18 protein-coding genes are annotated in these 16,244 nt (G+C 53.7%); 14 read left to right on the top strand and 4 right to left on the bottom strand.

Features of this window, described 5'->3' with window-relative positions; genetic code table 11:
* Nucleotides 1-562: 562 nt before the first annotated feature.
* The 6 genes from OMR58_RS01120 (at nucleotide 563) to OMR58_RS01095 (ending at nucleotide 4,182) form a co-directional block, all read left to right on the top strand.
* A complete protein-coding gene (locus tag OMR58_RS01120) occupies nucleotides 563-802 on the top strand; it encodes a biofilm development regulator YmgB/AriR family protein (protein WP_200544844.1) in 240 nt (79 codons plus the stop codon).
* 348 nt (nucleotides 803-1,150) lie between these two features.
* A complete protein-coding gene (locus tag OMR58_RS01115; protein ID WP_200544845.1) occupies nucleotides 1,151-2,038 on the top strand; it encodes an SDR family oxidoreductase in 888 nt (295 codons plus the stop codon).
* Nucleotides 2,039-2,060: 22 nt separating this feature from the next.
* The gene (locus OMR58_RS01110) at nucleotides 2,061-2,219 is read left to right on the top strand and encodes a hypothetical protein (protein ID WP_264544922.1); all 159 of its coding nucleotides are present in this window, start codon (nucleotides 2,061-2,063) and stop codon (nucleotides 2,217-2,219) included.
* 134 nt (nucleotides 2,220-2,353) lie between these two features.
* Nucleotides 2,354-2,746: a VOC family protein gene (locus OMR58_RS01105; RefSeq protein WP_200559131.1), complete on the top strand. Its 393-nt coding sequence runs from the start codon at nucleotides 2,354-2,356 to the stop codon at nucleotides 2,744-2,746.
* A 333-nt stretch (nucleotides 2,747-3,079) separates the two neighbouring features.
* Complete coding sequence (locus OMR58_RS01100; RefSeq protein WP_264544921.1) at nucleotides 3,080-3,649, top strand: TetR/AcrR family transcriptional regulator; 570 nt, start codon at nucleotides 3,080-3,082, stop codon at nucleotides 3,647-3,649.
* A gap of 56 nt (nucleotides 3,650-3,705) precedes the next feature.
* A complete protein-coding gene (locus tag OMR58_RS01095) occupies nucleotides 3,706-4,182 on the top strand; it encodes a nuclear transport factor 2 family protein (RefSeq protein WP_105591868.1) in 477 nt (158 codons plus the stop codon).
* A gap of 55 nt (nucleotides 4,183-4,237) precedes the next feature.
* Here the strand turns inward: OMR58_RS01095 and OMR58_RS01090 are convergent, their stop codons facing one another.
* Both OMR58_RS01090 and OMR58_RS01085 read right to left on the bottom strand, forming a co-directional pair.
* Complete coding sequence (locus tag OMR58_RS01090; protein WP_234471675.1) at nucleotides 4,238-4,795, bottom strand: histidine phosphatase family protein; 558 nt, start codon at nucleotides 4,793-4,795, stop codon at nucleotides 4,238-4,240.
* 40 nt (nucleotides 4,796-4,835) lie between these two features.
* Nucleotides 4,836-5,237: a winged helix-turn-helix transcriptional regulator gene (locus OMR58_RS01085; RefSeq protein ID WP_200559130.1), complete on the bottom strand. Its 402-nt coding sequence runs from the start codon at nucleotides 5,235-5,237 to the stop codon at nucleotides 4,836-4,838.
* A gap of 113 nt (nucleotides 5,238-5,350) precedes the next feature.
* On the opposite strand from OMR58_RS01085, the gene namA reads away from it, so the two are divergent.
* From namA to OMR58_RS01070, 3 genes are all read left to right on the top strand, one after another.
* Nucleotides 5,351-6,427: an NADPH dehydrogenase NamA gene (namA, locus tag OMR58_RS01080; protein WP_264544920.1), complete on the top strand. Its 1,077-nt coding sequence runs from the start codon at nucleotides 5,351-5,353 to the stop codon at nucleotides 6,425-6,427.
* Between the two features lie 328 nt (nucleotides 6,428-6,755).
* Complete coding sequence (locus OMR58_RS01075; protein WP_264544919.1) at nucleotides 6,756-8,240, top strand: PTS mannitol transporter subunit IICB; 1,485 nt, start codon at nucleotides 6,756-6,758, stop codon at nucleotides 8,238-8,240.
* 30 nt (nucleotides 8,241-8,270) lie between these two features.
* On the top strand, nucleotides 8,271-9,299 hold the full coding sequence (locus tag OMR58_RS01070) for a zinc-dependent alcohol dehydrogenase (RefSeq protein WP_264544918.1): 1,029 nt from the start codon (nucleotides 8,271-8,273) through the stop codon (nucleotides 9,297-9,299).
* 88 nt (nucleotides 9,300-9,387) lie between these two features.
* Here the strand turns inward: OMR58_RS01070 and OMR58_RS01065 are convergent, their stop codons facing one another.
* Nucleotides 9,388-10,125 (bottom strand): GntR family transcriptional regulator, encoded by a 738-nt coding sequence (locus tag OMR58_RS01065; RefSeq protein WP_264544917.1) that lies wholly within the window; start codon nucleotides 10,123-10,125, stop codon nucleotides 9,388-9,390.
* A 256-nt stretch (nucleotides 10,126-10,381) separates the two neighbouring features.
* Between OMR58_RS01065 and tkt the strand changes: the two genes are divergently transcribed.
* From tkt to OMR58_RS01040, 5 genes are all read left to right on the top strand, one after another.
* Nucleotides 10,382-12,382, top strand: coding sequence for a transketolase (tkt, locus tag OMR58_RS01060; RefSeq protein WP_264544916.1), 2,001 nt, complete (start codon nucleotides 10,382-10,384; stop codon nucleotides 12,380-12,382).
* A gap of 56 nt (nucleotides 12,383-12,438) precedes the next feature.
* Nucleotides 12,439-12,882 carry a PTS sugar transporter subunit IIA gene (locus OMR58_RS01055; protein WP_264544915.1) on the top strand — a complete coding sequence of 148 codons (444 nt, stop codon included), beginning with the start codon at nucleotides 12,439-12,441 and terminating at the stop codon, nucleotides 12,880-12,882.
* 19 nt (nucleotides 12,883-12,901) lie between these two features.
* Entirely contained in the window at nucleotides 12,902-13,171 is a 270-nt protein-coding gene (locus OMR58_RS01050) for a PTS sugar transporter subunit IIB (protein ID WP_264544914.1), read from the top strand.
* Between the two features lie 35 nt (nucleotides 13,172-13,206).
* Nucleotides 13,207-14,571 (top strand): PTS ascorbate transporter subunit IIC, encoded by a 1,365-nt coding sequence (locus tag OMR58_RS01045; protein ID WP_264544913.1) that lies wholly within the window; start codon nucleotides 13,207-13,209, stop codon nucleotides 14,569-14,571.
* A gap of 168 nt (nucleotides 14,572-14,739) precedes the next feature.
* Nucleotides 14,740-15,351, top strand: coding sequence for a TetR/AcrR family transcriptional regulator (locus tag OMR58_RS01040; protein WP_264544912.1), 612 nt, complete (start codon nucleotides 14,740-14,742; stop codon nucleotides 15,349-15,351).
* A 131-nt stretch (nucleotides 15,352-15,482) separates the two neighbouring features.
* On the opposite strand, the gene OMR58_RS01035 is transcribed toward OMR58_RS01040, so the two are convergent.
* Complete coding sequence (locus tag OMR58_RS01035; protein WP_200544852.1) at nucleotides 15,483-16,148, bottom strand: DUF3313 domain-containing protein; 666 nt, start codon at nucleotides 16,146-16,148, stop codon at nucleotides 15,483-15,485.
* Between the last annotated feature and the right edge of the window lie 96 nt (nucleotides 16,149-16,244).

Here is a 16,244-nt window from a genome sequence, read left to right as displayed (position 1 = left end):
CCACCTGTCTAGAGAGGTTTTGTGATAGATGACACTACCACTGAAGATATCTATGTCGTTATAGGAACTGTCGTAACACGACTGCTAAAGCCGGACCAGCAGCTGACAGTTCATGAGATAATTAATGAACTCCACAGGATGGCGCAAGATGCTGAAAAACCAGATTTTGTTAACGCCTGTCGGGAAGCGATAAAATTTCTGGCCCGCCTGTTGCACTGATACCTTCAGGATTTCAATTTATAAACCCTTAAATCCTTAATCTTCACGACAACTGAGTTTGGGTCTCCCCAACCTTTACTTCAGCACGCCTTGCGAGACCCATTTCTCCGGTCACTCAGACATCGAAAACCTTCATCGTGCGGCGTGCTGCTAACAATAATCTTCAGTCTGTTCCTCAGCACGGTTAGCCTGCAGGATCGGAACTGCTATCCAGCTCCGCACTAAGGTGGAGGATAATGTCTTTTTTGGCTACTTTCCCCCCAATTTCAATCTCTACTGTACTTGAACACGGGCATCAGTTATTTTGCGATATTACCCACTTTTTTTTCAGCCAGGACTTCCTATGCATCAAGATGGCTTGCTTCCGGAAAAACCCGGTGGGATAAGCAGTTATTTTTGCCGGGTGACTCACCCGTATCAAATTGAGCTATTGGGAAAAATTACCGTAGAAATACTTCGCCAGGGGAAAAATCTTAGCTGTACTTCCGTCTGTCTTAAGCTAATCGTTCGACTTGACGCCACAACGGATGAAACTGAGCTGATGCATCTGCGAGATCTTCTTGGCAAACTTTTTGGCCGTTAATGACGGCGGCCTGCCCTTTATTTCCTGCTGAAACAGGATGTTTCCCTTTCTGATTATCACCGCCTTGCTTAATTCCTATTATCTTGATTCTTATTTTATTAAATTCATTCACAGACTAAATGTTAATTAAATATGTCGTGATGAGTTCTGTTATGCGACACTTTCAGATATAAATATGCCGATTTTACAAGGCTCTGAAATTTATAAAGGTATGACAGGTTAAAGAGGATTGCTTGCTATTTTTAAGAGGGTGTGAATTTAACGATTAACATTCTGAGTGAGAGTTTTATTGTGAAAGTGAATATCTGTGCCAGGCTTAAACCTCACTGAAAAAATGAAGGAGAATACATGCCTACTCACAAGAACCTTAATCCTGTTGACTACCCTGTACCTCCCTTCGTCGAACAGCCTCAGCCGATGCCGGGGCTGGCCAGTAAAATGATCCCGGTGCCGGATCACGGCGAAAAAAGCTATAAAGGCAGTGGTCGCCTTGCCGGGCGCAAAGCGCTAATTACCGGTGGCGACTCCGGTATTGGCCGTGCGGTGGCGATTGCCTACGCCCGCGAAGGTGCCGATGTGGCAATCGGTTATCTGCCGGAAGAGGAGCCGGACGCGGCGGAGGTCATCCGACTCATCGAGGCGGAAGGGCGGAAAGCCGTTGCGCTGCCTGGTGATATCCGCAGTGAGGAATTTTGTCAGAAGCTGGTAAAAGAGGCGGCTGAAAAACTGGGCGGACTGGATATTCTGGTCAACAACGCAGGCCGTCAGCAATATAACGAATCGATTCGAACGTTAAGTACGGAAGATTTTGACGCGACATTTAAAACCAATGTCTATGCCATGTTCTGGATAACTAAAGCCGCGCTGGAATATCTTCCTCGCGGGGCGTCGATTATTAATACCAGCTCGGTTCAGGCCTATAAGCCCAGTGAAATTCTGCTGGATTATGCACAAACCAAAGCGAGTATCGTCGCCTTTACCAAATCGCTGGCAAAACAGCTGGGTAAAGAGGGGATTCGCGTCAATGCCGTGGCACCTGGACCCTACTGGACCGTACTACAGTCCAGCGGCGGCCAGCCGCAGGAGAAAGTGAAAGAGTTTGGCGCTTCGGCACCGCTCGGCAGACCCGGCCAGCCGGCGGAGATCGCCCCGCTCTACGTCACCATGGCATCGGTAGAAAGCAGCTACACATCCGGCCAGGTGTGGTGCTCGGATGGCGGGACCGGCACATTGTAAAGGTGGATTCAGGCGTTGCCGAATGGCAGCGTTCGACGCGAGTCTGATTATGGTGCGCGCCATGGCTATCGGCGGTAAAAGTGATTTGCGCAGCATTGTTCATATTCTCTACGCCCTTGATCGAAGAATGACGTCTGCACTGCGCAGCTTCCTGGATTTTTGCATGGCGCGGTTTGGTTAGCGCAAAGGGCTTAACGGTGTGATGTGAACCCTGATACGTTTTACCCCTCAGGGCATGATGCCTGAGGTAAAGTGAGAACGGTTCCGTTCATATCCATCGTCGACCAAATCAATTACTGAAGGAGAGCAAAGATCATGTCATTGACCACCGGCGTGCATCACATTGGCCTGGCCGTATCCAAACTTGAAGAAAGTGCTGAGTTTTTCACCAAATTACTGGGCTGGGAGGAAGTTAAACGACGTGAAGATTATCCCGCCATCTTCGTGAAAGATGAGTCGATAATGATTACGCTCTGGAAAACGCAGACCGAAGAACCCGTTAATTTTGATCGCAAACTGAATGTCGGGCTGCATCACTTAGCCCTGCGGGTTAACAGCAAAGAGAAGCTGTTCCAGCTCCATGATCTACTGCAGGCCAATGGTATTGAAATCGAATTTGGGCCAACACTCCTCAGAGGCGGGCCGTCAATGCACATGATGTGCTACGAGCCGAGTGGTATAAGAATCGAATTTCATTATTCTGAGTAAGTGATTGACCCCATTCCCCTCGGGCCACAACAGCGTATTGGTTTTACAGTCTTTTCGTTAAGGGTGATCGCGCTTGTGGTCACCTTATCAGGTGTCAGATCCGCCATCTCCACCGTTGACCCCCGTCTCTTCACCCGTTCTGCTGCTACCGCTTAATCTGCCCTGAACACGCCTGCATCCTCGATCCTTTCGCTTCAGGCCAGAAACTGACGCATTCATTTTTATTATAAAAATCAGCGCTCTATATTTTATTTTTTATCGTGCCTCTTCATCCCAGGATCTTTTTTATAAAAATACGTTGACGAGGTAGAACGATCGTTCTACCTTTAGGGCATGAAAACGAAAACGAGCAATACCCGAGAAAAGATCCTGCAGACCGCTGAGCAGCTCATCTATCAGAACGGTATCCATGCAACAGGCATGGACCTTCTGGTTAAGACCTCAGGAGTCGCGAGGAAAAGTATTTACCGCCATTTTGCGAACAAGGAGGACGTGGCCGCTGCGGCGTTAAACGAGCGCGACGAGCGGTGGATGCACTGGTTTCGAAACGAGTCTGATAAGGGCGAAACGCCGCAGGATCGCATTCTGAATATGTTCACCGTGCTGAAAAGCTGGTTTGAGTCCGACGGTTTCCGGGGCTGTGCGTTTATCAACACGGCCGGGGAAGTAGGGGACCCTGACGATCCTGTCCGCCAGATAGCCAGGATGCATAAACAGAAGCTGCTGGATTACGCCCTTGAAGTGGCCGGGCAGCTGAACGTAGAACACCCGGCGGTTTTGGCCAGGCAGCTGCTGATTCTGATGGAGGGGGCGATCACCACGGCATACGTAATGGGTGACGCGAGTGCAGCCGACAACGCCAGGGACGTGGCGAAGCTTTTACTGGAACAGGTCTCTTCCTGAGGCCTGTATTTCGAAAAGATTGATGACATTAAACCAAAATCTACAGGAGATTCACCATGACAGATTCACAAGTTCGCCCACCGCTTCCGCCTTTCACTCTGGAAACGGCCATTGAGAAAGTCCGACTGGCTGAAGATGGCTGGAACACCCGCGATGCGGCAAAAGTGGCGCTGGCTTACTCGCTGGATACTCAATGGCGCAACCGTGCCGAGTTCGCCAATAACCGTGAAGAGGCGCAGGGCTTCCTTGACCGTAAGTGGAAGAAAGAACATGAATACCGTCTGATTAAAGAGCTGTGGGCATTCGGCGGCAACCGTATTGCGGTCCGCTACGCTTATGAATGGCACGATGACTCCGGTAACTGGTTCCGCTCTTACGGCAACGAAAACTGGGAGTTTGAGGCAGATGGCCTGATGAAACGTCGCTTCGCCTGTATCAACGACATGCCGATCAAAGAGAGCGAGCGCAAATACTTCTGGCCGCTGGGCCGCCGCCCGGACGATCATCCGAGCCTGTCAGACCTGGGACTGTAAGTCCGTATGTTATTCCGCATAAAGCCCACGGCGACTGTCCTCGCCGGGGCTTTTCTTACCGAACCGAATACACCCCCGCACCCCAATAGCCTTTCCCCGGCTGGCTTTCCTCCTGCCAGCACAGCGACTTCAGCTCGCGGGCGATGAGGCGGTTGATAATCCCGTGCCCCATCAGCAGTACGGGGCGCTGACTTTCCCTGGCCAGTTCGACCAGCATCACTGCGGCCCTGGCCGCACGCGCTTTCGCCATTTTCAGCGATTCAACCTGACGAGAAAGTCCGCAAAGCCACAGCAGGCGATAAACCACCGCCCAGTGAAACGGGGAAAGCCGAACGCCGGGAACGAGGTACAGCGGCAGTTCTGCCTCTTTGAATACTTCATCGACCAGCACCGGCTCGCAGCCCAGGGTCTGAAGCGAGGAGATCGCGCGGGGCAGTGGACTGCTGATGGCAACCGGTTCTTTTTCTATCAACGCGATGGCTGATTGCGGCGGTATGTCGCCGCCCGTATCTGAAATATCGTACTGCTTAACCCAGTCGGCCATCTCCCGGGACGTGACTTTTGCCGCACCCACAAACGTCGGTTTGCCGTGGCGCATCAGAATAATTTTCATCGGTATCCCTGGCTGGTGATTCATTTTTACCGCTGCCGCATCATTTCACCGGATCGGCCAGCGCCTTTTTGAGCTCGTCCAGATCTTCCTCAATCGCCGTTTTCATACCGCGGCGCTCAAGCCACTGTCGGCCCCACAGACTCAGATCCAGCACCAGCTTGTTCAGCTCCCGGCCTTCATCGCTGAGTGAGTACTCGACTTTCGGCGGCACAACAGGATACACCTGCCGCAGGATCAGTCCATCCTCTTCCAGCTCGCGCAGCTGTTTGGTCAGCAGACGCTGGTTGATGCTGGGCATTGAGCGCTGCAGTTCGCTGAACCGCTGCGTACCGTCCTTGAACAGGTGATAGAGGATCACACCCTTCCATTTTCCACCCATTATATGCAGTGCGGCTTCCATCGAACAGCCCGGTGCAGAGTCGTAGTTACGTAGTTTTTTCATAGCAATCCTACAGTTACCTTTTGGTAAGTATATGAATTTTTTTAGTGTATAAGCGAAAATTAACCCTATGGTACTTTCAGTGCTCTGAAGATCAATCGCTTTTTGGAGTTGCTATGTCTGCTTTACTTTTTGAACCCATCACCATCAACGGCGTGCAGTTTCGTAACCGCATCGCCATGTCGCCGATGTGTATGCACTCGGCATCTGATGACGGGGAAACCAACGATTTTCACGTGATTCACTACGGCGCACGGGCGTTAGGCGGCGCGGGTCTGGTGATGCTGGAAACCGCCGCGGTGCTGCCGAATGGTCCTATTGGACCCGGTGATATCGGCATCTGGGACGATCGCCATATTGAAGGGCTGTCCCGGGTGACGGCGGCCATTCAACGCTTTGGCGCGAAAGCGGGTGCGCAGATTGGCCATGCCGGTCGCCAGCTGGGGATCGACCTGCCGTCCATTGCGCCATCGGCCATTCCCTTTACCGCAGAATCCCGCGTGCCGCAGGCGATGAGCGTGGAACAGATTAAAGAGGTCATTCGCGCGTTCGGTGAAGGTGCCCGCCGCGCCCGCGAGGCCGGTTTCGACGTGATTGAAATCCACTGCGCCCACGGCTATCTGCTGAACCAGTTCCTCTCTCCGCTGGCGAACACGCGGACCGACGAATACGGCGGCAGCCAGGAAAACCGCTACCGCATTGTGCGCGAGGTAATCGATGCCGTGCGCCGCGAGTGGAGCGGCCCGTTGTTCCTGCGGGTCTCATTGACGGACTATGCCGAAGGCGGCAACCGCCCGGAAGATTTTCTGCTGTGGGGCAAGTGGATGAAAGAGCAGGGGATCGATCTGATTGACTGCTCCAGCGGCGGCATTGCGATGGTGCAGGTGAACACCTATCCGAACTATCAGGTTCCGGCCGCCGAACTGCTGCGCCGCGAACTGGATATCAAAACCGGCGCGGTTGGCCTGATTGAAACCGGCCGCCAGGCGGAAGAAATTTTGCAGAACGGCCGCGCCGATATAGTGCTGGTGGGGCGTGAAATGCTGAAAGATCCATTCTGGGCACGCACTGCCGCTGACGATCTCAACGCGGTGATGCCGGTTCCGCCGCAGTACACCCGCTACGGCTCCGGCTGGCAGCGTTCGCAGCCGCGCCTGCCGGCGGCAGAGTTAGCCAGCACGGTTGAGCGTTAATCCCGATATTTAAGAGAGCCTGTTCTCGATTGTGGGATAAGGCTCTCATTCCGATCCCTGCTGTTGTTTTCTGTCTTCTCCTCTGCCATTTATCCCTCAACCTTCGCCCTCACAGCATGAAACTGTGAGGTGCTTTACAACTTTTATAAATTCTTATCCGGGCATGGTTTGACGGGTTGAAATGCTTAGATGAATAATCAACTATAAAGATGACTAGACATCTTACGGTTTCGATAAGTCACTTCCAGCGGATTCTGCACAGGGTGGAGTCCGCATTTTCTCATCAGGATAGCAACTCGTTTAAAAGACTTGGCTCAGGATTAACCCTATGAAAAACATATCTATAAGAGCAAGAATGCAGAGCTTTGGTGGATTCCTCACCGCCATGGTAATCCCCAATATTGGGGCATTTATGGCGTGGGGATTTATTACCGCACTGTTTATCCCAGCCGGATGGTTCCCGAATAAGGAGTTCGGATCGCTGGTTGAACCGATGATTCGCTACATGCTGCCGATGCTGGTGGGATACACCGGTGGACAGATGGTGGGCGGCAAGCGCGGCGCGGTCATTGGTACGGTGGGAACGATGGGGGTGATTGTCGGGACCAACGTGCCGATGCTGCTCGGTGCGATGGCGATGGGGCCGCTGGGTGGCCTGGTCAGTAAGCAGATCGATCGCCTGCTCGAAGACCGTATTCCGGCGGGCCTGGAAAATGTGGTGCAGAACTTTGCCCTCGGTATTGCCGGTATGGTGCTGGCACTGCTGGGCTATGAGTTTATCGGACCGTTTATGCTGGGCATCACCAACGGTATTGCCTTTGCGATTGATGGCCTGCTGAAAACGGGCTACCTGCCAACGCTGGCGCTGCTGATTGAACCGACCCGTGTGCTGTTCCTTAACAACGCCATCGATCAGGCGATTTTCTATCAGCTGGGCATGAAGGATGCGGCGGTTAACGGCAGCTCAATCTTCTTTATGGTCTTCGCCAGCCCTGGACCGGGTTTAGGCCTGCTGCTGGCGTTCTGCATATTTGGTAAAGGCATGGCAAAGAAATCCGCACCGGCCGCGACCATCATCCATATTTTCGGCGGCATCCACGAGATGTACTTCCCGTATGTCTATATGAAGCCGCTGATGATCCTGCCGTTGATGCTCGGTTCTGCGGTGGGCATTGAAGTATTCTCACTGATGCATGCCGGACTGGTGGCGGGTGCCACGCCGGGCTCTATCTTTGCCTTTATGGCGCTGACGCCGCCGGGTAAATTCCTCGCCACCCTTAGCGGCATTGGTGCTGCGGCCATCGTGACCTTTATCGGTGCCAGCATCGTGCTGAAGTTCGATCGCTCAACGGAAGAGAACGACAGTTTTGTATCCTCACAGGATCAGATGAAATCCACTAAAGAAGCCGGTATGAGCGAAGCCTATGCCGCGGCGAAACGTGAATCTCAGGGTACTACTGCTGCTACTGGCTCAGTGCCTGCGGTTAACGTCGGCACTCTGCGGTTTATCGCCTTTGCCTGTGATGCCGGTGCTGGTTCCAGCGCCATGGGGGCGACAACCTTCCGTAAAAAGCTGCAAAAAGCGGGGCTGGATGAGGGCATTACCGTGCGTCACTTTGCTATTGAAAGCATCCCGGACCATGCCGATCTGGTGGTAGTACACCAGAACCTGGCCGATCGCGTGAGAATGAGCAAGAACGTGCCGGTGATTGAAATCAAAAACTATCTCGGCGATCCCAAACTGGAAACGCTGTTAGAGGAACTGCGCGAGCAGAAAGCATCCGGGGCGACACCCCAACTTTCCGATGTGTAACTGAAAGCCCTTCAGCTACTGGAGAAAATAATGAAATTTGTAGAAATTACGGCAGTGAACGAAATTAACGTGGGTGACGTTGCCGCGCCAACGCTGGCGGCGAACCAGGTCATGGTCGACATTAAATACAGCGGAATATGCGGATCGGACATGCATTTCTTTCTGGGGCATCATCCGTCGCTGAAGCCGCCAACGGGTTTTATTCAGGGCCATGAGGCGGTCGGCGTGGTCAGCGCGGTCGGTGAACAGGCTCAGGGTTTTGCGGTGGGCGATCGGGTAGCGATTAATCCACTTGTTGGCTGCGGTGAATGCTTTAACTGCCTGGATAATCTGCCGAATATCTGTCGGGTCAGCCGTAAGGTGATGGGTTTTCGCCTTAACGGTACGATGTGCGAGCAGATGGCGGTGGAACCCGCGCAGCTGATTAAACTGCATCCGCAGGCCGACCTGCGTGTGGCGGCGATGATTGAACCGTTCGCCGTCGGCCATCACGCGGTGTCCCTGGTGAAGTGGCGTGATCTGACCGCTCTGCCGGTGATTGTCACCGGCGGCGGCACCATCGGGGTGGTCACTGCGCTGGTGCTCAAGTACCTGTACAGCGCCGATCCGTTGATCGTTGAAAAAGACCCGCAGCGTATCGCGCAGCTCGAAGGGATGGGTTTTCGCGTATACGGCTCGGTGGCTGAGGTTGATGTACTTCAGCTGCGCCAGCGACCGGTGGTCTTTGAATGCACCGGCTATTATCCGGTGCTGGAGGCGCTGATTGCCGCCCAGCGTAAGCCCGAGCAGATTGTGATTATTGGTCAATACCAGCCGGGATCCACCGTCGGGCTACACGAGATTATGTCGTCCGAAATTACCATCACCTCAAGCCATATGTATAACAGCGATGACCTGCAGGCCAGCGCCGATGCCGTCAGGCAGCCGGAGATTGAGCAGGCACTGCGCGGTATTGTTTATCAGCAGGTCTTCTCACTGGAAGAGGCGGCCAGCGCCTTTGCGAAAGCTACGTCCGGCCAGCTGGATGGCAAACTGAAGGTGCTGATCGGTCAGCCCTGAAGGGATGAACAGGCTGAAGATGAAAAACGCCGGGTGAATGCCCGGCGCTTTTGTATCGGCCAACAAACGTGGAGCCTCAGGCTCGCGGTTACTCGCCGCGGTCGGCTATCTGGCGCAGATGCAGGATATTGGTATTCACGATGGCAACGTTAACCTCAAACGGCGTGCCGTCATCCAGATAAACCACCTCATGCAGCTCCATCAGCGCATCGCCTTCGGCCACATTCAGTAAGCGGATCTGATCCTCATCCATGACGTTAAACGCCCGCACGTTCTGCGCCCTGCGCTGCACGCCCTTACCGGTCAGTTTTTCAATGTAGGAATACTTAGATATTTCCAGCTGGCTGAATTCCAGCGTGCTGAACAGGCTGACGGGGAAATGGATGTACTCCAGCGAAACGGGAATGTCATCGAACGACATCAGACGCAGGATCTTGTACACCTGATCATTGGTTTTGATCCGCAGCTCCTGCGCCATCGCCGCGCTGGGAACTTTGATAATGCTGGCGGAAATCACCTTCCTTACACCCTGATGTCCGCTCTTTTGTGCCTGATAGTCAAAGGGGGAGAGCGCATGAAATTTTCCAGAATGATTGCTGTAGCCGGTGGAGCCGACAAAGATGCCCGACCCCTTCACACGGTAGATCTTTTCCTGCTCGATCAGAATGCGCGTGGCTTCCCGCACCGTCGCCCGGGTGATCCCCAGCGTTTTGGCAATGGCGATTTCCGTATCCAGCTTATCTCCGGACGTCAGCCCATCCTCATTGATTTTGTTGAGGATGAATTCAATCACCTCTTTTTGTTTTTCAGTGATGTTTTCTGACATTTTCTCTCTTATTTCAAGTCATTAGCTTCCTGAACAACAGCAAACAGGAGAATCATCCCGTCTGCAACCGGAAAAAGTGTGATCGATATAACAGCCTTAAAATAAAGACCGCCCTGTCTGGTCATCTTTTCAGTTTACCCCTTGTGTACTTCTTAGTCGAGGTGCATTCTAAAGATGACTAGACAACTTTAACCTGTATGTACTTACTCGATTCCGACGGGATAACAGGTTTTTTGAACATCATCAGGAGTGAAATGTGGACAACAGACAGCTGGCCAATGCCGTACGATTCCTCAGCATCGATGCCGTACAACAGGCGAATTCAGGGCATCCGGGTGCGCCAATGGGCATGGCGGAAATGGCAACGGTACTCTGGCGCGATTTCCTGCGCCATAACCCGAAAGATCCGAACTGGCTGGACCGCGACCGCTTCGTGCTGTCTAACGGCCACAGCTCAATGCTGCTGTACGCCGTGCTGCACCTGACGGGCTACGACCTGAGCATTGAGGACATTAAACAGTTCCGTAAACTGCACTCGAAAACCCCGGGTCACCCGGAATACGGTTATACCCCAGGGGTTGAAACCACCTCCGGTCCGCTGGGGCAGGGCATCGCCAATGCGGTCGGCATGGCGCTGGCAGAAAGAACGCTGGCCGCGGAATTTAACCGTGAAGAGTTCAACGTGGTGGATCACTTCACCTACGCGTTCCTGGGCGACGGCTGCCTGATGGAAGGTGTTTCCCATGAAGCCTGTTCGCTGGCCGGAACGCTGGGACTGGGTAAGCTGATTGCCCTGTGGGATGACAACAATATCTCCATCGACGGGCACGTTGACGGCTGGTTCGCTGAGGATACGGCGGCAAGATACCGCGCCTACGGCTGGCAGGTTATCGAAAGCATTGACGGTCACAACCCGCAGCAGGTTAAAGCGGCGCTGAATGAAGCGCGCAGGGATCTGACGCGTCCTACCCTGATCTGCTGTAAAACCACCATTGGTTACGGCTCGCCGAACAAGGCCGACAGCCACGACTGCCACGGTTCCCCGCTGGGCGCGGAAGAAGTCGCCCGCGTACGTGAGTCTCTCGGCTGGGAATATGCCGCGTTTGAGATCCCGCAGGATATCTACGGGCTGTGGAACGCCGAAGAGAAAGGGCAGAAGCTACAGGCGGAATGGGACGATCTGTTTGCCCGCTATCGGCAGGCATGGCCGGAGCTGGCGCAGGAGCTGCTGCGTCGTGGCAACAAAGCGCTGCCTGCCGGGTGGGCTGAGAAATCTCAGCAGTACGTGCAGTCGCTGCAGGACAACCCGCAGAACCTGGCTACGCGCCAGGCCAGCCAGAAGGCGCTGAATCAGTTTATTGACTGGCTTCCCGAGCTGCTGGGCGGTTCCGCCGACCTGTCTCCGTCAAACCTGACGCGCCACGCGAAGGCACAGGACATTACTCACGATAACGCTGCCGGTAACTATCTGCCGTACGGCGTGCGCGAGTTCGGCATGTCCGCGATCATGAACGGTATCGCGCTGCACGGTGGCTTTATCCCTTACGGCGGCACCTTCCTGATGTTTATGGAATACGCCCGCAACGCGGTACGCATGGCCGCGCTGATGAAACAGCGCAGCATCTTTGTCTACACCCACGACACCATTGGTCTGGGTGAAGACGGGCCGACGCACCAGCCGGTTGAACAGCTTGCCGCGCTGCGCCTGACGCCAAACATGGAAACCTGGCGCGGATGCGACCAGGTTGAAGCCACGGTGGGCTGGCAGCAGGCCATTGAGCGCAAAGATGGTCCAAGCGCGCTGATCTTCACCCGTCAGCCGCTAAAACAGCAGCCGCGAACCGCCGCCCAGCTTGAAGCCATCAAGCGCGGCGGCTACGTGGTGAAAGCCTGCGAAGGGCAGCCCGACCTGCTGCTGATTTCCAGCGGTTCCGAGCTGGAGCTGGCCACCGAGGCCGCAGAAGTTCTGGAGCAGGAAGGTGTTCGCGTGCAGGTGGTTTCCATGCCGTGTACCGAACGCTTTGAAAAACAGGACGCCGCCTGGAAAGAGTCGGTGCTGCCCGGTGCCGTGCGTAAACGCCTGGTGGTTGAGGCCAGCATCGCCGGATTCTGGAAAGGCTATGCGGGGCTGGATGGTGATGTGATCGGCATGAACAGTTTCGGCGAATCCGCCCCGGCCGCCGTGCTGTTCGAGCACTTTGGCTTCAGTACGCAAAACGTGATCGAACGGGCAAAAGCCCTGTTAGCCCGAAATTAATACCCGGGTGGCGGTATCGCCGCCACCTTTAACAAATTCATATCCAAGGAAAAACGATGAGCATCGCTTCATGGTTAAACCCTGCACGTGTGCAGTTCGTAGAAACGCTGGCTGACTGGAAAGAATCTATCCACGCAGTCGGCGCGCCGTTATTAGCCGAGGGGACGATTACGCCCCGTTATATCGACGCGATTATCGCCACGAAAGAATCAACCGGTCCGTATTTTGTTCTGGCACCGCAAATTGCCTTACCGCATGCCCGCCCGGAAGAGGGTGCGGTAGCACTGGGCCTGTCGGTGCTGATGATAAATCAGGGCGTTATTTTTAATGCTGAGGAAAACGACCCCGTTCGCATTCTGTTTATGTTTTCCGCGCCGGACAGTAACAGCCACGTTGAAATGATCACCGAGCTGGCAGAAGTATTGTCCGACGACGAAATGATGCAAAAAATACTGAATTCTTCTAACCACGAAGAATTAACCAAACTGCTTATTAATTAAAAATAAAGAGGAATATCCAATGAAAATTATGGCCGTGTGTGGAGCAGGTTTAGGCAGCAGCTTTATGATGGAAATGAACATCAAAAAGGTTCTGAAGAAAATTGACGTTCAGGCGGATGTCGATCATTCCGATTTAGGTTCAGTCACCAAAGAAGCCGCCGATGTTTTCGTGATGGGCCGTGATATTGCTTACAGCGCTAACCTTCCAGCGGAAAAAGTGATCGTGATTAATAACATCATTGATCTGAATGAAGTGGAAGAAAAAATCAAAGCCTGGTTCCAGTCTTGATTGCATGATCGAATCGTGTTTCTAAGGTAAACAAGATGATTAAAGACATTTTATCTCTCGTCGTTGATATTCTTAAAGTGCCAGCCATTCTTGTTGGACTGGTGGCGCTGCTGGGACTGGTCGCGCAGAAAAAAAGCTTCCCCGATGTGGTTAAGGGAACAATTAAAACGATTTTAGGATTTCTGGTCCTCGCGGGCGGTGCCACGGTTTTAGTCGGTTCATTATCCCCGCTGGGAGATATATTCAAACACGCCTTTAACGTTCAGGGGATTATTCCTAACAATGAAGCGATTGTTTCCATTGGGCTGGGTGAATACGGTGCGTCCACCACGCTGATTATGGCGTTTGGCATGGTGGCAAATATTGTGATTGCCCGCTTCACCAGCCTGAAATATATCTTCCTGTCCGGCCATATTACTTTCTATATGGCCTGTATGGTCGCGATTATTCTTTCCGTGGCCGGATTCACCGGCATCCAATTAATCTACACCGGTGCGCTGACGCTGGGCTTTATCATGGCGTTCTTCCCGGCGCTGGCTCAGCCTTACATGCGAAAAATTACCAACAATGACCAGATCGCCTTCGGTCATTTCGGTACGGTGGGCTACGTCCTGTCGGGCTGGATTGGTTCAGTGGTTGGTAAAGGCTCACGCTCAACGGAAGAGATGAACCTGCCGAAGAACCTCAGCTTCCTGCGCGACAGCACCATCTCTATTTCGCTGACGATGATGATTATCTATCTGATCCTCTGCATTTCAGCGGGCAAAGAGTATGTTGAAAGCACCTTCAGTCACGGTCAGAACTATCTGGTCTTCTCGATTGTTCAGGCGATTACCTTTGCGGCGGGTGTGTTCATTATCCTGCAGGGCGTGCGCCTGATTCTGGCGGAAATTGTCCCGGCCTTTACCGGATTTTCAGAAAAGCTGGTGCCGAATGCCCGCCCGGCACTCGACTGCCCGGTAATCTATCCCTATGCGCCTAATGCCGTGCTGATTGGCTTTATCTCCAGCTTCGTCGGCGGACTGGTGGGGCTGTTTGTGCTGGGGCATCTGGACCTGGTACTGATCCTGCCGGGTGTGGTGCCACACTTCTTCTGCGGCGCAACCTCCGGGGTGTTCGGTAATGCCACGGGCGGCCGTCGCGGTGCCGTGATCGGTGCGTTTGCACACGGGTTGCTGATTACCTTCCTGCCCGTGGCTTTGCTGCCGGTCCTCGGCTCGCTGGGACTGGCCAACACCACCTTCTCGGATGCAGATTTCGGCGTGGTGGGGATTCTGATGGGCAATCTGGTGCATGTTCTCGATAAGAATATGATCACCGCGCTGCTAACCGGCATCTTCGGCGTCCTTGCCGTGATAAATCTGCTGAAATCGAAAAAGCAGGCCGTCGGTAACGAGTAAGTTTTTACGGACGAATAAACGGAAGCCATGCCCCGGCACGGCTTCCTTTCTTGACAACCCACACGCCTGCTAACGATATTCCCCCTCCCAACCTGCTGTTTTGCGTCGCACTTCCTATTATGAACCCACTGGTTTTGTTATCATTCACACTGGTTTTAGGAGGAAACAATGCGAACGCTGACCGATGAAAAACGAAATGCCATTCTTGCCGCCGCCTCGGCGGTGTTTCAGGAATTTGGCTATGAACGGGCATCGATGAATGAAGTGGCTAAGCGCGCCGGGGGATCTAAGGCGACGCTGTATAACTATTTCCCGTCCAAAGAAGCGCTGTTTGAAAGCGTGGTCAGAACCTACAGCACCCACTATCTGACCCAGGCCGCCAGCGGATTAGCGGGGAAAGAGGCTGCAGGCCTGAGCCTGGAAGAAAAGCTCACCGTGTTCGGCAGGCGCATGCTCAGCGTGTTAACCACCGACAGCCAGGCGATGCAGCTTTATCGCGTCGTGGTGGGTGAGGCGGGGCATTCGGATATTGGCGAACTGTTTCGTGAATCCGGCGTACGGGAAAGCATGACCGCACTAACCGTGCTGATGCAGGCGTCTATGGCGGAGGGGGCATTGGCTGTCAGCTCACCGGAACTGCGGGCAAAGCAGTTTACGTCACTGGTCAAAGCGGAAGTGGATGAGCTGCTGCTGAAAAGAGAAGTGGAAACCCTCAGCGAAGCGCGAATTCAGGAAATGGTATCTGCGGCCGTGACGCTGTTTATCAAAGGTGCCTGCTAAACCGGGCATGTTGATGTTAAAAAAATCCTGCAGCCAGCATCGCTGCAGGATTGCCCTGGTGGTGGCAGACTTAAAGGAAGCGGTCACTGAACCCGACCGGTAACGGCATTACTTTCGTGGGCGTATCCCGTTCACTGTAATTTTTCCAGCAGCTGATCGGCACCTTTATCAATGCCGGTTTCGGCCGCGCTGAGTGCGCCAAAGGTCGCGCCCACGTTCATCGCATTAGGATACTGCTCGGCGATATAGGCCAGTAGCAGCTCGTTGGTTGCCGCATCATGGATCTCCACCGCATAGTTCACATAGCCGCTCATCAGCCCGCGCCCGCCTCTGACGGACTGAACGATATTGTAGGGTCCGCCCGCCAGATCGAATTTGGTGAACGTGCCGATCACCTGCGGTGTGGTATCCGCACCGGTCAGCGTCAGTTTTAAATTCAACGTGCCGGGTGCCGGGGATGAGACAACCTTGAATTTTTTACCCAGCACCTCGCTGAACTTTTTCTGCATATAGTCCGCCAGCTGCTGGCGGTCGGAGCGTTCAACGTCGTTGAACTGGCCATCACTGCCCTGATAAATCGTCACGGGCGCAATATTGATGCTGTCGTATTTCTTCCAGTTAACCGGGGACGCGTACTTGAACGGGATGCGGTCGCTGTCCTCCGACGGATTGGCCGTCAGCCGTGAGGAAGAGTCCAGCCCTGCATACTTATTCGGTGCAGATCCCGCACACCCGGCCAGCAGGGCGACGGAGGCTAACAGGGCCAGAGAGGGTATTTTTCGTGCGATTAACGCCATGGTGCTCACTCCTTAAAATAACTGGAAATATAATAACTAAACTGTACGGTACAGTTATGATATTTTATTATCGCAGTGTCAAGGGGGAACCATTGC

The sequence above is a fragment of the Erwinia sp. INIA01 genome, assembly GCF_025947915.1.
GTDB classification, from domain to species: Bacteria; Pseudomonadota; Gammaproteobacteria; order Enterobacterales; family Enterobacteriaceae; genus Erwinia; species Erwinia coffeiphila.
Note: the sequence above shows the minus strand (reverse complement) of the source record. Positions and strands in the feature narration are given on the sequence as shown.

Coding starts and splice junctions, on each gene's coding strand:
- OMR58_RS01095 (WP_105591868.1), top strand. CDS start 3,706: ATGACAGATTCACAAGTTCGCCCACCGCTTCCGCCTTTCACTCTGGAA.
- OMR58_RS01035 (WP_200544852.1), bottom strand. CDS start 16,148: ATGGCGTTAATCGCACGAAAAATACCCTCTCTGGCCCTGTTAGCCTCC.
- OMR58_RS01100 (WP_264544921.1), top strand. CDS start 3,080: ATGAAAACGAAAACGAGCAATACCCGAGAAAAGATCCTGCAGACCGCT.
- OMR58_RS01105 (WP_200559131.1), top strand. CDS start 2,354: ATGTCATTGACCACCGGCGTGCATCACATTGGCCTGGCCGTATCCAAA.
- namA (WP_264544920.1), top strand. CDS start 5,351: ATGTCTGCTTTACTTTTTGAACCCATCACCATCAACGGCGTGCAGTTT.
- OMR58_RS01085 (WP_200559130.1), bottom strand. CDS start 5,237: ATGAAAAAACTACGTAACTACGACTCTGCACCGGGCTGTTCGATGGAA.
- OMR58_RS01075 (WP_264544919.1), top strand. CDS start 6,756: ATGAAAAACATATCTATAAGAGCAAGAATGCAGAGCTTTGGTGGATTC.
- OMR58_RS01120 (WP_200544844.1), top strand. CDS start 563: ATGCATCAAGATGGCTTGCTTCCGGAAAAACCCGGTGGGATAAGCAGT.
- OMR58_RS01115 (WP_200544845.1), top strand. CDS start 1,151: ATGCCTACTCACAAGAACCTTAATCCTGTTGACTACCCTGTACCTCCC.
- OMR58_RS01040 (WP_264544912.1), top strand. CDS start 14,740: ATGCGAACGCTGACCGATGAAAAACGAAATGCCATTCTTGCCGCCGCC.
- OMR58_RS01055 (WP_264544915.1), top strand. CDS start 12,439: ATGAGCATCGCTTCATGGTTAAACCCTGCACGTGTGCAGTTCGTAGAA.
- OMR58_RS01070 (WP_264544918.1), top strand. CDS start 8,271: ATGAAATTTGTAGAAATTACGGCAGTGAACGAAATTAACGTGGGTGAC.
- OMR58_RS01090 (WP_234471675.1), bottom strand. CDS start 4,795: ATGAAAATTATTCTGATGCGCCACGGCAAACCGACGTTTGTGGGTGCG.
- OMR58_RS01045 (WP_264544913.1), top strand. CDS start 13,207: ATGATTAAAGACATTTTATCTCTCGTCGTTGATATTCTTAAAGTGCCA.
- OMR58_RS01065 (WP_264544917.1), bottom strand. CDS start 10,125: ATGTCAGAAAACATCACTGAAAAACAAAAAGAGGTGATTGAATTCATC.
- OMR58_RS01110 (WP_264544922.1), top strand. CDS start 2,061: ATGGCAGCGTTCGACGCGAGTCTGATTATGGTGCGCGCCATGGCTATC.
- OMR58_RS01050 (WP_264544914.1), top strand. CDS start 12,902: ATGAAAATTATGGCCGTGTGTGGAGCAGGTTTAGGCAGCAGCTTTATG.